Here is a 15,046-nt window from a genome sequence, read left to right on the forward strand (position 1 = left end):
GGAGCCGCCATGCTGGAGATCAAGACGGTCGAGAAGCCGGATGAACGCCGGGACTTCCCGCGGGGGCACCTCGAAGCCGTCCACCTCACGGGGCTCGACTTCGCCGTGGGTGTCTTCGAACCGGGATGGCGCTGGTCGGAGTCGATCGCGCCGATCGCGGGCACGGACAGCTGCGAGGTCCACCACAACGGCTACATCGCCCAGGGGCGCATGCACATCCGCATGGACAACGACGGCGGCGAGAGCGAAGTGGGACCGGGCGACGTCTTCGTCTGTCCGCCGGGCCATGACGCCTGGGTCGTGGGCGACGAGCAGTGCGTGGTCTACGACTTCGCCGGGCAGATGGCCAAGGAGTACGCCAAGTCCGCCGGTGACTGATCCGGGTGAGGGTGAGAGGGAAAGGAGGCGGGGGCGTTCGCGCCCCCGCCTCCGCCGCGTTCCGCCGTTCCCGGGCTACACCCCGTCGATCTCCCTGAGGTTCTCCAACGTCGCGGTGGTGTCGGTCTTGAGCCAGTCGGCGACCTCCTCCACCTCCGGCAGGGTGACGTCGTCGTCGTAGGACGACGCGTACGCGCTCCAGCTCATCTCGTACGTCACCCACCCGTCGCGCACCGCGAGCGTGGCCGAGCGGCTGCCGCTGCTGTCGTCGCCGGAGGTGGTGTCCTCGGTGACCAGGTACGCCTCGTCGCCGAAGCCGCTGACCCTCTCCACCTCGTAGTCCTTGTACCGCTGGTCGTACTCGGCCCACCGGGCGGTGAACTCGGGACCCGGGTCGCTCTTCTTGTGCAGCTCCAGCTCCACGGAGAAGTACGCGTCGGAGAGGGTGGAGGCGGAGGACTTCTTCAGGGAGAGGCTGCAATAGCTCTGGTCGAGGGCCTCGTGCTCCAGGGACTGGTTCACGGGGCTCGAGTCCTCCTCCGGGTACTCGTCCTTGAACGAGGAGTAGTCCACCTCCCGGCACAGCTCCGACTTGACCTCGTAGCCGCGCAGGTCCGCCTCGTCGTCGCGGCCGAGGAGGAAGACGCCTCCCGCCCATGCGGCGGAGGCGACCACCGCGCCCAGGACCGCCCAGAGGACGGCGCGCCCGGCGCCGCCCGAGCCGGGGGCCGGCGGGGCCATCGGGTAGCCGGCGGGCGGGTAGCCGGCGGGCTGCGGCTGTCCGTAGGGGTTCTGCTGCGGGGGCGGGGAGGCGGCGGGAGGGCCGAAGCCGGCGGGCGACTGGGGGTGGGGGTACGGGTAGGCGCTCGGCGCCGACGGGAGCTGGGTCTGCGTGGGCGTCTGGTGCGGTGCGGGCTGCTGGGGCTGCGCGTGGTGCTCCGGACCGGGCTGTCCGGGCGGGCCGGACGCTCCGGACGGGGTCGCGGACGGCTGGTCCTGCGGCTGGGGGCCGGCCGGGGCACCCTCGGGACGTTCGGTCATCGGCTTCTCCTCAGTTCGGGGGCAGGGGGGTGCTCCGGACGGGGGCGCCGGCCGTCGTCCTGGGGCGGTTGTCGGGGCCCGGTGTTTTCATGGGGTCATGACCAGCGGGAGTGTCGTCGTGGAGCGGCGGGTGGCCGCGTCGCAGGGGCGGGTGTGGGAGGCCCTGACGGACCTCGCCGGCATGGAGCGGATGCTGAGCGGGGTCGTCAGGGTGGAGGTCCTCACCGGCGGGGTGTTCGGGGTGGGCACGCGGTGGCGGGAGACCCGCCGCATGTTCGGCAGGGACGCCACCGAGGAGATGGACGTGACCGTCAGCGAACCCCCGGAGCGCTTCGTGGTGGAGGCCGCCTCCCATGGCTCCCACTACGTCTCCGAGTGGGAGCTGCGGGGCGACGGCCCCGCGGCGACGACCGTCCGGATGACGTTCACGGCGGTGCCCACCGGTGCCGTGGCCGGTCTGCTGGCCAAGGTGCTGGGCGGGGTCGGTGCCCGTGCGGTGCGCAGGGCCGTCGCCAAGGACCTCGACGACGTGGCCTCCTGGGTGGAGGGCCGCAGGGGCGGCTGAGTCCGCCCCCGCCGGCCGTCCGGTCTGCCGCCCGACCGCCCGCGTCGTCTCACGAGTTGATGCCGAGACCCGTGGTCACGTAGGCGCACTCGGTGTAGATGTAGCCCGACTGCAGCTTGGCGGTGTCCGAGGCGGGGCTGGAGGACGTGCCGCCCTTCGGCTTGTGCAGGAAGTACGTGGTGCCGACCGGGAGGGTGATCGTGCGCTGCGGGTAGTTCTTGCCGCCGCTGCACGGTTTGAAGTTGCGGTCGAGGGTGCGGCTCCAGTCGTAGCTGGTGCAGCCACCGCAGCCCTTGAGGGTGAAGGTGCCGGTCACCGGGCCGGTGTACATGACCTGGATCTCGTCGGGGCTGTCGTTCTTGACGGTGACGGTGATGCTGCCGCCGGTGCGGGTCGTGGGCAGCTTCTTGCCCGCCGCCGGCACCTCCTGCGCGATCTCGGCCGCTATCGCGATCTTCTTCGCGCGGGGTGCGTTCTTGTGCTTCTTGTTGGCCTTGACGAAGTCGTTCATCGAGGTCACCGCGTCGGCGAACTCGCCGTCCTCGTACTGGGACACACCGCAGGCGTAGACACCGGTGGACGCGGACCGGTCGGCGCGGGCGGCGTGGTCGGCGAGGGCCTTGTCGACGCCCGCCATCTCACCGGGCAGGCCCTTGACCTGGAGGCTGAGGGACTCCAGCTGCTGCACGGCGGTGCACGGGTCGTCGCCGCCCACGGCCTTGATCGCCTTGTCGACGGCCGTCTTGACCTCGGGCTCGACCTTCGCCGCCTGCTCCGAGTCGGGGAACTCGTTCAGCAGGTCGCGGAAGTGGTCGGTCCAGTCGCCGGCGCCGCTCGCGAGGGTGCCGGAGGCGCACTCGTACAGCGACGTCGCGAGCCGGTCGTCGGGCCAGGTGGTCAGGGAGCCGAGGTCCTTCTTGCCCACCGTCTGCGGGACCGTGCGCAGGTACTCGAGCGGGGCGATCGCGTCGCAGTACTCCTGCTCCTCGTAGGGCGCGCCGACCGTCGTGTAGAACGTCTTCAGCCGGTCCGGGACCTTCTCGGCCGCCCGGGAGCCGGGGTGGTCGGTGCTGAGGTCGTCGTAGGCGCTCAGGGCCCTGCGGTACTCGGACTGGGTGGTGCTGAAGGACTCGCCGGACGCCTTGCGCACGAGGTCGTCGGCGGTGTCGAGGCGGTCCAGGAGCATCTGCTCGGTGGCCTCGTCCCGCGCGCTCTCGTACAGCAGCGAGCCGGCGACGGGGACGCCGAGGAGCAGGACGCCGAGCGCGATCGCGAGCGGCGACCGCGCGGGCCACACCAGGCGGTTGCGCAGGCCGACCATGGCGCCGTGGACGGCGGTGAGGACGAGGAACAGGCCGTAGACGACGAGGGTCGTGCCGGACACGCCGTCGGGGTCGGCGGGCAACACCGTGAAGAGCAGGATGCCGGTGGCCACCCAGCACAGCAGCGTCAGCAGGGGGCGGCGGACGAGGGCGTAACCGAGGCCGAGACCGCTGAGGTTGAGCAGGCCCACGCCGACGGCGCGCCAGGGGTCCGCCGGGCCGGGCGGCGGAGCGGACGGCATCGGCGGGACGACGTAGCTGTGGCTCCAGCCGTCCTGGTCTCTCGTTCCGTATGGACCGTACTGGTCTCCGGACATGTCGGATCCCCCCGTCAACTTCACCCGCATGCCTACGAATTGTCAGTGTACGGCTGAAACCAGATGGCGCGACAGCCGATTCCGGTCGCCCGAGGAAGATCGATGAGCTTTCGTGACCACCGCCGCGCCGGGGGTTCCGGTGGCCGTGACCCCGCCCCTCCGCCGTGACCGGGTCCCGGTGACGGCGGAGGGGCGGACGGCGGTGTCAGCGGCGCCGCGTCAGCGGATCGCGCCGCGGCGCACTCGGCGGAGCAGGACGACACCGGAGAGGGCGAGGACACCGCCGAGGGCGGCCGGCCACATCTCGGCGCCGGTGTCGGCGAGGTCGCCCGTGGCCGACTGGGAGCCCGTGGAGCCCTGCGACCCCTGGGCGTCGGCCTGACCGGCGCCCGCGGCCGAGGGGATGTTCCCCGCCGGGGTCTGATCGGCGGCCGCGTCACCCTGGTCGTCGGCCTGGTCGTCGCCCGTGTTCCCGGCCTTGTTGTCGCCGCCGTCCTTTCCGCGCTGGGTCGCCTTGGGCGAGACGAGGGTCTTGGGCGTGTCCGACTCGGGCGCGTCCGTCTTGTCGGTGGGCTCGCCCACGTCGCCCTTCTCGCCCTGGTTCTGGTCCTGGTCCTGGTCCTCGTCCTGGCCCTGGTCCTGGTCCTGGTTCTGGTCCTGACCCTGGTTCTGGTCCTCCTGGTTGCCCGGCTTGCCCTGGTCCTGACCCTGGTCCTGGCCGCCGTCCTGGTTCTGGTCGCCGCCGTCGCCCTGGTCGCCGCCGGGCTGTTCGCCGTCCTGGCCCTGGCCCTGGTCGCCACCGGCGTCGCCGTTGCCCTGGTCGCCGTCGAGGTCCGCCGCGTCGCACTCGCGGCCCTCGTTGATGCAGTCGACCATCTCGCGCATCAGGCCCTCGTCGAAGACGTTGATGAAGTCGCCGTGGTCGGTGATCGGCTTGTGGACCTGCTCGGGGAAGGAGTCGACCGCGAACAGCGGGGTCGTGCGGCCGCCGTCCTGGAGGCTCGGCGCGTCGACGTCGTAGACGATGCGCTGGACGAGCTGCGGGATGGCCCGGAAACCGCCGGGGCAGCTGCCGTCGGCGGCGGCGAAGGCCACGTGCGTGCGGTGGTTGGCGCTGTCGATGTTGCGGCCGTCCCAGCAGCTCTGGAACTTGAACGTCCGGACCACGTCGCTGCCGTCGGGGCAGAGCGGGTACTTGTCCTTCAGCTGCCGGTCCTCGAACCCGGTGCAGCTCCAGGACGCGTTGGCGTTGGCCGGGCCGTTGACGAACGCCTTGGCGTCGCCGGTGATGATGCGCAGCAACCGCGGCATCTCGGTGACCTCGCCCCGAGGACTGCCCACGAAGGTCATGGTGACCTCCTTGGGGGTGACGATCTCACCGGCGTTGCCCTCGATACCGCCGCCGGGCGAGTTGGCGTCCTGCTCGACGGTGCCGTTCTGCAGACGCAGCACCGGCCAGAAGTAGGAGGACTTGTCGTCCTGGTTCTCGCAGCTGGTCTCGGCGGCCGCGAGGGCCTCGTCGCTGGCGAAGGCGTTGTTGGCCTGGTTGCCGACGTAGTCGTGGAAGTGGTGGGCGCCGTTGCTGACGCCGGGGGCGACGATGACGTTGTCCGAGTTGAACACGCCGTTCGCGTTCACCCCGCAGGCGGTGGTGAAGGAGCCCTGGGAGGCGTCCTGCCCCCGGGCCGCGCCCTGTCCGCCCGGCTGGACGGAGGTGATGTCGGCGAAGTCGCCGGCCACCGGGCCGTTGCCGGCCTGGCCGCCGTTGCCCTGCTGCCCCTGCTGGCCCTGCTGATCGCCCTGGCCCTGGCCGTCGCCGTCGCCGTTCTGGTCGCCGCCGCCCTGGCCGCCCCCGTTCTCGTTGCCGGTTTCGCGCAACGTGCAGGCGGCGAGCAAGTCGAGCCCGTCCGGGCGGTCCCCAACGCGGTCGATGGCGATCGCGATGCGCTCGATCGTCGCGGCCCGCTTCTCCTTCAGCGGGTTCATGATGGCGTTCTCCGCGAACCCGCCGTCCTGTCGCTGGGCCTGCGCGGAGTTCTGCAGCCGCTGGTACGCCTCGGCTATCTGCCCGTCGAGCGCGGCGAGTTCGTTGTCCACGTCCCCCCGGGCGCCCTCGGGCACGTCGGTCAGCTCACTGCCGACATCCGGGCAGTCGATCGTCGCGGCGGCGGAGTTGGCCCACTGGCCGGACTCCTCGGTGCCGCCGTCCTCGGTGGCCGACGCGTAGACGTTCGCGGCCACGAGCCCGCCTCCGCCCAAGATCAGCGCGATCGCGGCGGAGGTCGCCCGCCGTGCTCCTGTCGGGCGTCTGCGCCTTGTGGTGCGTCCCACGGTGACTCCTACAACGTCGTGGTCGGTCCGGGCATATAAAACCCCCGCCCTATACGGAGCCGAACGCCGGTGTGTTCAAGCGACTCACGGATTCACAGGAAACTCATGGGAATCGGCATGTCGGAGGCGCTCGCGGCCGTGCCGGACGCGTGGTCGGCCCTACGGTCGGCGGGAACGCCGGTCACAGGGTGTGACCCCCTCTCGCCTCCGGGCGCGGGGCAGTGTAGACATGGGCACATGGTCCGTCTCCTGGGTCGATCCCGCGCTCAGTCGACCCGCCGTCCCCATGGCCGGCGCGCGCAGGGCCGGGACGACGGCGCCCGGCGGGTACCGCACGGATCCGCCGCCGATGCCGAGGGATCCCGGTGGCGGCCCCTCACGGGACTGCGGTCGTCGCTGAGCGGACGCAGTGTCGCCGGACAGGTGTTCCTGCTGCAGGTCGTGATCGTGCTGGTGCTGGTCGTCTCGGCCGTGGTGGCGCTGGTTCTCCAGGTCCGGCACGACAGCACCAAGGAAGCGCACAACCGGTCGCTCGCCGTGGCCGAGACGTTCGCCAACGCGCCCGGCACCCGGGAGGCGCTGAGTTCCGAGGATCCGACGGCGGTGCTCCAGCCGAGGGCGGAGGCCGCGCGGATCCAGTCGGGGGTGGACTTCATCGTCGTGATGAACACCGACGGCATCCGCTACACCCACCCGAAGCCCGACCGTATCGGCAAGAAGTTCGTCGGCACCCTCGAACCGGCGCTGAAGGGCGAGTCCTTCACCGAGGACATCACCGGGACCCTGGGGCCGCTCGTCCAGGCCGTGGTGCCGGTCAAGGACGCGGACGGGAAGGTCGTGGGCCTGGTGTCGGCCGGGATCACGACCGAGAAGGTGGGCGGGGTCGCCGAGCAGCAGCTGCCGCTCGTCCTGGCCGCGGCGGCCGCCGCGCTCGCGCTGGCCACGGCGGGCACGGCGCTGGTCAGCAGGCGACTGCTGCGGCAGACCCATGGCCTCGGCCCGTCCGAGATGACACGCATGTACGAGCACCACGACGCCGTGCTGCACGCCGTGCGGGAGGGCGTGATGATCGTCGGTGGCGGGGGCCGGCTGCTCCTCGCCAACGACGAGGCGCACCGCCTGCTGGACCTGCCCGCGAACGCCGAGGGGCAGGACGTCTCGACCCTGGGCCTGGAAGCGCACATGGCGGACCTGCTGGCCTCGGGCCGGGTCGCCAACGACGAGGTGCACCTGGTGGGCGACCGGCTGCTCGCGGTCAACCAGCGGCCCACCGATCTCCAGGGCGAGCCGTCCGGCAGCGTCGCCACACTCCGTGACTCCACCGAGCTGCGCGCCCTGTCGGGCCGGGCGGAGTCCGCGCGGGGCCGGCTGAAGCTGCTGTACGACGCCGGGGTGGGCGTCGGCACGAGTCTGGACGTGACCCGCACCGCCGAGGAGCTGGCCGAGGTGGCCGTCCCCCGGTTCGCGGACTTCGTGACGGTGGACCTGGCGCCCGCGGCCCTCAGCGGGGACGAACCGGAGATGGTCACCACCCTGCGGCGCACGGCGTTCAGCGGGATCCGCAAGGACGCCCCCCTGTACAACGTGGGCGAGAAGATCGACCTGGTCGCCTCCTCCCCGCAGGCCCGCAGCATCGAGAGCGGCCACTCGATCCTGGAGACCGATCTCAGCAGGTCGCCCGGCTGGCAGGCACAGGACCTGGAGCGGTCGGCGCAGGTCGTCGAGTACGGCATCCACTCGCTGATCACGGTGCCGCTGCGGGTGGGGCCCCTGGTGATGGGTGTCGCCAACTTCTGGCGCTCGCAGAAGCCCGAGCCGTTCGACCAGGAGGATCTGGCCTTCGCCGAGGAACTCGTCGCCCGGGCGGCGGTCTCCATCGACAACGCGCGGCGCTACACGCGCGAGCACACCATGGCGGTGACGCTGCAGCGCAGTCTGCTGCCGCGCAGCCTGCCCGAGCAGAGCGCGTTGGAGGTCGCCTACCGGTATCTGCCCGCGCAGGCCGGAGTGGGCGGCGACTGGTTCGACGTGCTGCCGCTGTCGGGCAGCCGGGTCGCGGTCGTGGTCGGCGACGTCGTCGGGCACGGGCTGCACGCGGCGGCCACGATGGGGCGGCTGCGGACCGCCGTGCACAACTTCTCCGCGCTGGACCTCCCACCCGACGACATCCTCGGGCTGCTCGACGAGATGGTCAGCCGGATCGACCAGGACGAGGCGGAGGACGGCTCCGCCCCGATCACGGGCGCCACCTGCCTGTACGCGATCTACGACCCGGTGTCACGGCGCTGCACCGTCGCCAGGGCCGGTCACCCGCCGCCCGCGGTGGCCCGCCCCGACGGCCGGGTCGACTTCCCGGACGTACCGGCCGGTCCTCCGCTCGGGCTCGGCGGTCTGCCGTTCGAGACGGCCGAGCTGGACCTCGACGAGGGCAGCCGGCTGGTGCTGTACACCGACGGGCTCGTGGAGGACCGGGGCCGGGACATCGACGACGGTCTGGAACTGCTGCGCTCGGCGCTGGCCGGGGCAGACACCTCACCGCAGGGCACGTGCCGGGCCGTGCTCGCCGCGCTGCCGCCGAGCCGCGCGAGCGACGACATCGCGCTGATCGTCGCCCGGACTCGGGCGCTGGACGCCGGCCGGGTCGTCGAGTGGGACGTGCCCGCCGAGCCGGCGGCGGTCGGCCGGTGCCGGGCGGACGCCACGCGGAAGCTGGCCGAATGGGGGCTGGACGACCTGGTGTTCACCACGGAGCTGATCCTCAGCGAACTGGTCACCAACGCCATCCGGTACGGCAGCGGGCCCATCCGCGTCCGGCTGATCCACGACCGCACCCTCATCTGCGAGGTCACGGACGGCAGTCACACCTCCCCGCATCTGCGGTACGCGGCGACGACCGACGAGGGCGGCCGCGGCCTCTATCTGATCGCCCAGCTCACCCAGCGCTGGGGCACCCGCTACTCCCCCACCGGCAAGACCATCTGGACCGAGCAGGCACTGCCCTGAGGCACCCGGGTACCGGACCGCAGGGGGCACGGATCACATCGCGTCGAGGAGAGACAACGGCATGCGTATCGGACTGCTCGGAACAGGACCGTGGGCGCAGATGGCCTACGCCCCCGCGCTGAGCACGCACGGGGAGCTGGATCTCGCCGGGGTGTGGGGCCGGCGCCCGGAGGCGGCCAGGGCGCTCGCCGACCGGCACGGCGGGCTGCCGGTGTACGAGGACGTGGACGCGCTGTTCGCCGATGTGGACGCGGTCGCCGTCGCCCTGCCGCCGTCGGTCCAGGCGCCGCTCGCGGTGCGGGCCGCGCGGGCCGGCTGTCATCTGCTGCTCGACAAGCCGCTCGCCACGGACGTCACGGAGGGCCGGGCCGTCGTCGAGGCCGTCGAGCGGGCCCAGGTGGCCTCGGTGGTCTTCTTCACCGCCCGCTTCCAGACCGCGATCGAGGCGTGGATCACCGAGCAGGCCGCCACCGGCGGCTGGTTCACTGCCCGCGCGGAGTGGCTGGGCTCGCTGTTCGACGGCGACAGCGACAGCCCGTTCGCGGCGTCGCCGTGGCGGCGGGAGAAAGGCGCCCTGTGGGATGTCGGCCCGCACGCCCTGTCGGTGCTGCTGCCGGTGCTCGGGGACGTCGACCAGGTCACCGCCGTACGCGGGGCGAAGGACACGGTCCATCTGGTCCTCGGACACACCGGTGGGGCGTCGAGCACGGTGACGCTCAGCCTGTCCGCGCCGCCCGCGGCCTCGGGGGCGACCGCCGAGTTCCGTGGCCGGACGGGGGCGACCGTCCTGCCCCCGTCCGACGAGGGAGGTGTCGTACCGGCGCTGGTGCGGGCCGGTGACGCCCTGCTGGCCGCGGCCCGCGGCGGCCGGCCCCATCCGTGCGACGCTGCGTTCGGTCTGCGTGTGACGGAGGTACTCGCCACCGCCGAACGCCAGTTGACCAGCTGAGCGACCGAACTCACCGGCCGTGTTCGGGTTTACGTTCGGCCGCTTCCGGTCATCGTCCGGGGGCGGGCACGGCGGGACAGCCCTTCGCCTGGCGCCTTTCGGTGAGGAGGTGGCCCGTGAGCACGGACGGGACCGCCCCCGTGCCCCTGCGGGACCGGGTGGCGGCAGCACAGCGCGATCAGGACGCGCGCACGGTCATGAGGCTGCGCCTCGGGGTCGGGATCATCGGTGTCCTGCTGCCCCTGGCGCTGCCGCTCGGCAACGGGATCGCCGCGCTGCTGGACGGCCGCGACCTCGACGACGTGTGGCCCGGATCGATGAGCGGCGCCTACCACACCAGCACACGGGACGTCTTCGTGGGCAGCCTCTGCGCGCTCGGCACGTTCCTGGTCATCTACCGCTTCAACCGGCTGAACGACGTGATGGGCACGATCGCCGGGTGCTGCGCGCTCGGGGTCGCCCTCTTCCCCACGGCGCCCGGTACCGGTGCGGACCCCCGGCAGCTGACGGTCTCCGTGTTCCATCTGGTGTTCGCCGTCGGGCTGTTGGCGTCGATGGCGGGGTTCTGTCTCCTGATGTACTGGGCGCCCGGCATCAAGGACCGGTCGTACGTCCGGCGGCCGTATCTGGCGGCCGGGGTGCTGATCCTCGTGTTCATGGCGCTGGCCGGCGCGGCCGCCGCCACCGGTGTCGGCGAGGACTGGCCGATCACGCCCCTCTACCTGTGCGAGTGGCTGTCGGTGTGGTCCTTCGGCTTCGCGTGGACCGGGGCCGCGCTGTCCCTCGCCGAGGACATCGGTCGGCTGTCGAGGACGAGGGCCGTGGTGGGTGCGGTACCGAGGTGGCTGCGGTCGCTCGGCGGTCTGCGGGGCCGGGGACCCTCGCGGTCGCGCCCGGCGGTGTGAGCACGGCCGTTCACGCAGGGCGTCTCGCCGCCCACGGGTGCGGGCGGCGAGACGGGGGCGTCAGACGCGGGCTCCGGTGAGGAAGCGGTCCAGCGTGGCGGTCAGTTCGGCCGGCTTCTCGACGGGGAGCTCGTGGCCGGCGTCCAGGATGCGCACCTCGGCGTCCGGGTACGCCTTCGCCATGCGCAGCATCTGGGAGACGGGCAGCTGGATGTCGTGGTAGCCGTGGACGAGGAGGGTGGGGACCCTGATCTCGCCGAGCCGGTCCAGGACGTCGAAGGCGCGCATGGCGCCGTACAGGGTCATGACCACCTCGCGGGGGGTCGCCGAGGAGGCGCGGATGTACTCGCGGATCTCCTCGCGCGGATAGCCCGGGGCGAAGGCGCGCTGGATGTTGGCGGCGACGAAGAGTTTGAACGGGACCCGCGTCGAGACGGCCATGAGCAGGCCCCGGCCGCGGCTGTAGGTCATCCGGCCGATGGAGTTGACCAGCACCAGGCGCTCCACCCGGTCGGGGTGGGCGAGGGCGATGGTCTGGGAGATCATGCCGCCCATGGAGTGGCCGACGAGGACGAACCGCTCGACCTCGAGATGGTCGAGCAGCGCCAGCACGTCGTCGGCCAGTTCCGCGATGGTGCGTACCCCGGCGCCGGTGCTCTCGCCGTGCCCGCGCAGGTCCAGCCGGATCACCCGGCGCTTCTCGGAGAAGTGGGCGAGTTGGTGGTCCCAGCGGTGGCGGTTCGCCGTCCAGCCGTGGATGAACACCAGGGGCACCCCGTCGCCGTCGCGAGGGCTCTCGTCGTCGTACGTCAGGCTCGCTCCGGCGACTTCGAGCTGCGGCATGGGGGCCTCCTGGATGCGCTCCGGTTACTGCCCGGTACGGTAACCGGCCGCACGGCCCCTCGTCACGATCGTTCGCGCGGGAAATCCGAGACCGTCCAGTGGGCACCGCTCGGGGGACGCCTACCGCGTGCCTTCCCGCACTGAGCAGGGGGAACTGATGACACACTGATCGCATGGAAGAACGCGCATTCGGTAGGTCGGGTCAGCACGCGTCCGTGGTCGGGCTCGGTACATGGCAGCTGGGCGCCGACTGGGGAGACGTCGACGACACGGAGGCCCTGTCCGTATTGGAGGCGGCGGCCGAGGCGGGGGTGACCTTCTTCGACACCGCCGACGTCTACGGCGACGGCCGCAGCGAGCAGACCATCGCCACGTTCCTGCGCAGCCGGCAGGACCTGCATGTGTTCGTCGCGACGAAGATGGGCCGTCGTGTCGAGCAGATCCCCGAGAACTACGTCCTGGACAACTTCCGGGCCTGGAACGACCGTTCCCGCCGCAATCTCGGCGTGGACCGTCTCGACCTGGTGCAACTGCACTGCCCGCCCACACCCGTCTACTCCTCGGACGAGGTGTTCGACGCGCTCGACACCCTCGTCGAGGAGGAGCGCATCGCCGCGTACGGCGTCAGCGTGGAGACCTGCGCGGAGGCGCTGACGGCGATCGCCCGGCCGAACGTGGCGAGCGTGCAGATCATCCTCAACCCGTTCCGGATGAAGCCGCTCCTGGAGGTGCTCCCGGCGGCCGAGAAGGCGGGCGTCGCGATCATCGCGCGGGTGCCGCTGGCGTCGGGGCTGCTGTCGGGCAAGTACACCAAGGACACGGTCTTCGCCGAGAACGACCACCGCACGTACAACCGGCACGGCGAGTCCTTCGACCAGGGCGAGACCTTCTCGGGTGTCGACTACGAGACGGGTGTCGAGGCCGCGGTGGAGTTCGCCGGGCTGGCGCCCGAGGGCTTCACCCCGGCCCAGCTGGCGCTGCGCTGGATCATCCAGCTGCCGGGTGTCACCACCGTGATCCCGGGCGCCCGCACGCCGGAGCAGGCGCGGGCGAACGCGGCGGCGGCCGCGCTGCCGGCGCTCTCCGACGAGACGATCACCGCGATCCGCGACCTGTACGACCGGCGGATCAAGGACCAGGTCGAGGGCCGCTGGTAGGTCCGACCGCCCGGCGCAGGCGCCGGAGTCGTGCAGACGCCCGGGAGGCAGCGCTCCCGCTGCCTCCCGGGCGTCGTACCGCGGCCTGCCGCGGGGTGCGGCGTCATGCCGCGTAGTGCGGCTTTGCGCCGCGGAGTGCGGCGTCGTACCGCGTTGTGCGGGTGGCGGTCAGATGCGTCCGCCGGTGAGCCGGGTCAGCGGGCCGTGCACATGGCGTTCCGACCGGCGTCCGGCCAGGTAGGAGGCGGCGGTCAGCGCGGTCAGCCCCGCGCCCACGCCCGCGGCGACGAGCTTGCGCTGGGCGAGGACGGTCACCGCCGTCTTGGCGGTGGCGGCCACCTGACCGGAAGCCTGGACGACCGCCTGGCGGCCCACCTCGACACCCTTGACCGCGCTGTGCACGGCGCTGTTCGCGGTGTCGGCCGCACGTCCGGCCCCGTTCTTGGCGGCTGACGCGGTGTCACCCGCCTTGTCGGCGGCCTTCTGTGCGGTCCCGGTGGCCGGGGCGGTCGCCTTGCCGGCGGTCCGGCGCGCCTTGGCGGCGGCCGTCTCGGCGGACGAAGTGCTCTCGTTGGTGTCGTTGTTGGTTCGGCTCATGGAATCCGCGTTGCCGTTCACCGCGCGGGCAAACACATCGCGTCCACATCCATGGCCATGGCCTTGGTCGAGCACCGCTCAGACGTCCGCTCGGATGTCCGCCGGGTCACCCTGATGCCATAAGATCGCCTTATGAGGTCATAGACCCGACCCGCGTACCAGGTAAGGGTTGCCTTAGTTTAGGGTTGCCGTCGAGTCGCTTGTCTCCGCTCGAAGGGAACCTCACCATGCCCCGCCCGCTGCGGGTAGCCATTGTCGGAGCCGGCCCGGCCGGTATCTACGCCGCCGACGCGCTGCTGAAGTCCGGCGTTGCCGCCGAGCCCGGTGTCTCCATCGACCTCTTCGAGCGGATGCCCGCCCCGTTCGGACTGATCCGCTACGGCGTGGCCCCCGACCACCCCCGCATCAAGGGCATCATCACGGCCCTGCACCAGGTGCTGGACAAGCCGCAGATCCGCCTCTTCGGCAACGTCGACTACCCGTCGGACATCAACCTCGACGACCTGCGTGCCTTCTACGACGCCGTGATCTTCTCCACGGGCGCCACGGCCGACCGGGCGCTCGACATCCCCGGCATCGACCTCGACGGCTCGTACGGCGCGGCCGACTTCGTCTCCTGGTACGACGGCCACCCGGACGTCCCGCGCACCTGGCCGCTGGAGGCCGAGAAGGTCGCCGTCCTCGGCGTCGGCAACGTCGCGCTCGACGTGGCCCGCGTCCTCGCCAAGACGGCCGACGAGCTGCTGCCGACGGAGATCCCGCCGAACGTCTACGAGGGGCTGAAGGCCAACAAGGCGCTGGAGATCCATGTCTTCGGCCGCCGCGGCCCGGCGCAGGCGAAGTTCTCCCCGATGGAGCTGCGGGAACTGGACCACTCCCCCACCATCGAGGTCATCGTCGACCCCGAGGACATCGACTACGACGAGGGCTCGATCGCGACCCGGCGCGGCAACAAGCAGGCCGACATGGTCGCCAAGACCCTGGAGAACTGGGCGATCCGCGACATCGGCGAGCGTCCGCACAAGCTGTTCCTGCACTTCTTCGAGTCCCCCACCGAGATCCTCGGCGAGGACGGCAAGGTCGTCGGCCTGCGCACCGAGCGCACCGCCCTCGACGGCACCGGCAACGTCAAGGGCACGGGCGAGTTCAAGGACTGGGACGTCACCGCGGTCTACCGCGCGGTCGGTTACCTCTCCGACAAGCTGCCCAAGCTGCCCTGGGACCTCGAGTCGGGCACGGTGCCGGACGAGGGCGGCCGGGTCATCCAGGAGACCGGCGAGCACCTCCAGTCGACGTACGTCACCGGCTGGATCCGGCGCGGCCCCGTCGGCCTCATCGGGCACACCAAGGGCGACGCCAACGAGACGGTCTCCAACCTGCTGGACGACTTCGCCAACGGCCGTCTGCACGAGCCCGCCGCCCCCGCCCCGGAGGCCGTGGACGCCTTCCTCGCGGAGCGCGAGGTGCGCTTCACGACGTGGGAGGGCTGGTACAAGCTGGACGCCGCCGAGAAGGCGCTGGGCGAGCCGCAGGGCCGCGAGCGCGTGAAGATCGTCGAGCGTGAGGACATGCTGCGGGAGAGCGGCGCGTAGGTCTCCACCGGGGAGCGGGGGCAGGGGACTGTGGGTCGTGGATCGG

12 protein-coding genes are annotated in these 15,046 nt (G+C 71.7%); 7 read left to right on the forward strand and 5 right to left on the reverse strand.

What is annotated here, in order from left to right:
• Nucleotides 1-9: 9 nt before the first annotated feature.
• Nucleotides 10-378: a cupin domain-containing protein gene (locus tag ACZ4Z2_RS22710; RefSeq protein ID WP_468078456.1), complete on the forward strand. Its 369-nt coding sequence runs from the start codon at nt 10-12 to the stop codon at nt 376-378.
• A gap of 75 nt (nt 379-453) precedes the next feature.
• On the opposite strand, the gene ACZ4Z2_RS22715 is transcribed toward ACZ4Z2_RS22710, so the two are convergent.
• Nucleotides 454-1,419, reverse strand: coding sequence for a Rossmann-fold NAD(P)-binding domain-containing protein (locus ACZ4Z2_RS22715; RefSeq protein WP_468078457.1), 966 nt, complete (start codon nt 1,417-1,419; stop codon nt 454-456).
• Between the two features lie 97 nt (nt 1,420-1,516).
• Between ACZ4Z2_RS22715 and ACZ4Z2_RS22720 the strand changes: the two genes are divergently transcribed.
• Nucleotides 1,517-1,984, forward strand: coding sequence for an SRPBCC family protein (locus ACZ4Z2_RS22720; protein WP_468078458.1), 468 nt, complete (start codon nt 1,517-1,519; stop codon nt 1,982-1,984).
• Between the two features lie 49 nt (nt 1,985-2,033).
• Here ACZ4Z2_RS22720 and ACZ4Z2_RS22725 read toward each other — a convergent pair whose 3' ends face one another.
• Complete coding sequence (locus ACZ4Z2_RS22725) at nt 2,034-3,623, reverse strand: hypothetical protein (RefSeq protein ID WP_468078459.1); 1,590 nt, start codon at nt 3,621-3,623, stop codon at nt 2,034-2,036.
• Nucleotides 3,624-3,842: 219 nt separating this feature from the next.
• The gene (locus tag ACZ4Z2_RS22730; RefSeq protein WP_468078460.1) at nt 3,843-5,864 is read right to left on the reverse strand and encodes a DUF1996 domain-containing protein; all 2,022 of its coding nucleotides are present in this window, start codon (nt 5,862-5,864) and stop codon (nt 3,843-3,845) included.
• A 327-nt stretch (nt 5,865-6,191) separates the two neighbouring features.
• On the opposite strand from ACZ4Z2_RS22730, the gene ACZ4Z2_RS22735 reads away from it, so the two are divergent.
• The 3 genes from ACZ4Z2_RS22735 to ACZ4Z2_RS22745 all read left to right on the forward strand — a co-directional run bounded on the left by ACZ4Z2_RS22735 (nt 6,192) and on the right by ACZ4Z2_RS22745 (nt 10,811).
• Nucleotides 6,192-8,957, forward strand: a complete 2,766-nt coding sequence (locus ACZ4Z2_RS22735; protein ID WP_468078461.1) for a SpoIIE family protein phosphatase — start codon at nt 6,192-6,194, stop codon at nt 8,955-8,957.
• A gap of 61 nt (nt 8,958-9,018) precedes the next feature.
• Nucleotides 9,019-9,906: a Gfo/Idh/MocA family protein gene (locus ACZ4Z2_RS22740; protein ID WP_468078462.1), complete on the forward strand. Its 888-nt coding sequence runs from the start codon at nt 9,019-9,021 to the stop codon at nt 9,904-9,906.
• Nucleotides 9,907-10,022: 116 nt separating this feature from the next.
• Nucleotides 10,023-10,811, forward strand: coding sequence for a hypothetical protein (locus ACZ4Z2_RS22745; protein WP_468078463.1), 789 nt, complete (start codon nt 10,023-10,025; stop codon nt 10,809-10,811).
• A 60-nt stretch (nt 10,812-10,871) separates the two neighbouring features.
• On the opposite strand, the gene ACZ4Z2_RS22750 is transcribed toward ACZ4Z2_RS22745, so the two are convergent.
• Complete coding sequence (locus ACZ4Z2_RS22750) at nt 10,872-11,654, reverse strand: alpha/beta fold hydrolase (protein WP_468078464.1); 783 nt, start codon at nt 11,652-11,654, stop codon at nt 10,872-10,874.
• A gap of 173 nt (nt 11,655-11,827) precedes the next feature.
• Here ACZ4Z2_RS22750 and ACZ4Z2_RS22755 point away from each other — a divergent pair, with 173 nt between their 5' ends.
• Complete coding sequence (locus ACZ4Z2_RS22755; protein ID WP_468078465.1) at nt 11,828-12,811, forward strand: aldo/keto reductase; 984 nt, start codon at nt 11,828-11,830, stop codon at nt 12,809-12,811.
• Between the two features lie 168 nt (nt 12,812-12,979).
• Here the strand turns inward: ACZ4Z2_RS22755 and ACZ4Z2_RS22760 are convergent, their stop codons facing one another.
• Nucleotides 12,980-13,444: a hypothetical protein gene (locus tag ACZ4Z2_RS22760; RefSeq protein ID WP_468078466.1), complete on the reverse strand. Its 465-nt coding sequence runs from the start codon at nt 13,442-13,444 to the stop codon at nt 12,980-12,982.
• Between the two features lie 191 nt (nt 13,445-13,635).
• On the opposite strand from ACZ4Z2_RS22760, the gene ACZ4Z2_RS22765 reads away from it, so the two are divergent.
• The gene (locus ACZ4Z2_RS22765) at nt 13,636-15,000 is read left to right on the forward strand and encodes an FAD-dependent oxidoreductase (RefSeq protein WP_468078467.1); all 1,365 of its coding nucleotides are present in this window, start codon (nt 13,636-13,638) and stop codon (nt 14,998-15,000) included.
• The last annotated feature ends 46 nt before the right edge of the window (nt 15,001-15,046 follow it).

The sequence above is a fragment of the Streptomyces sp. NPDC030183 genome (genome assembly GCF_055573455.1).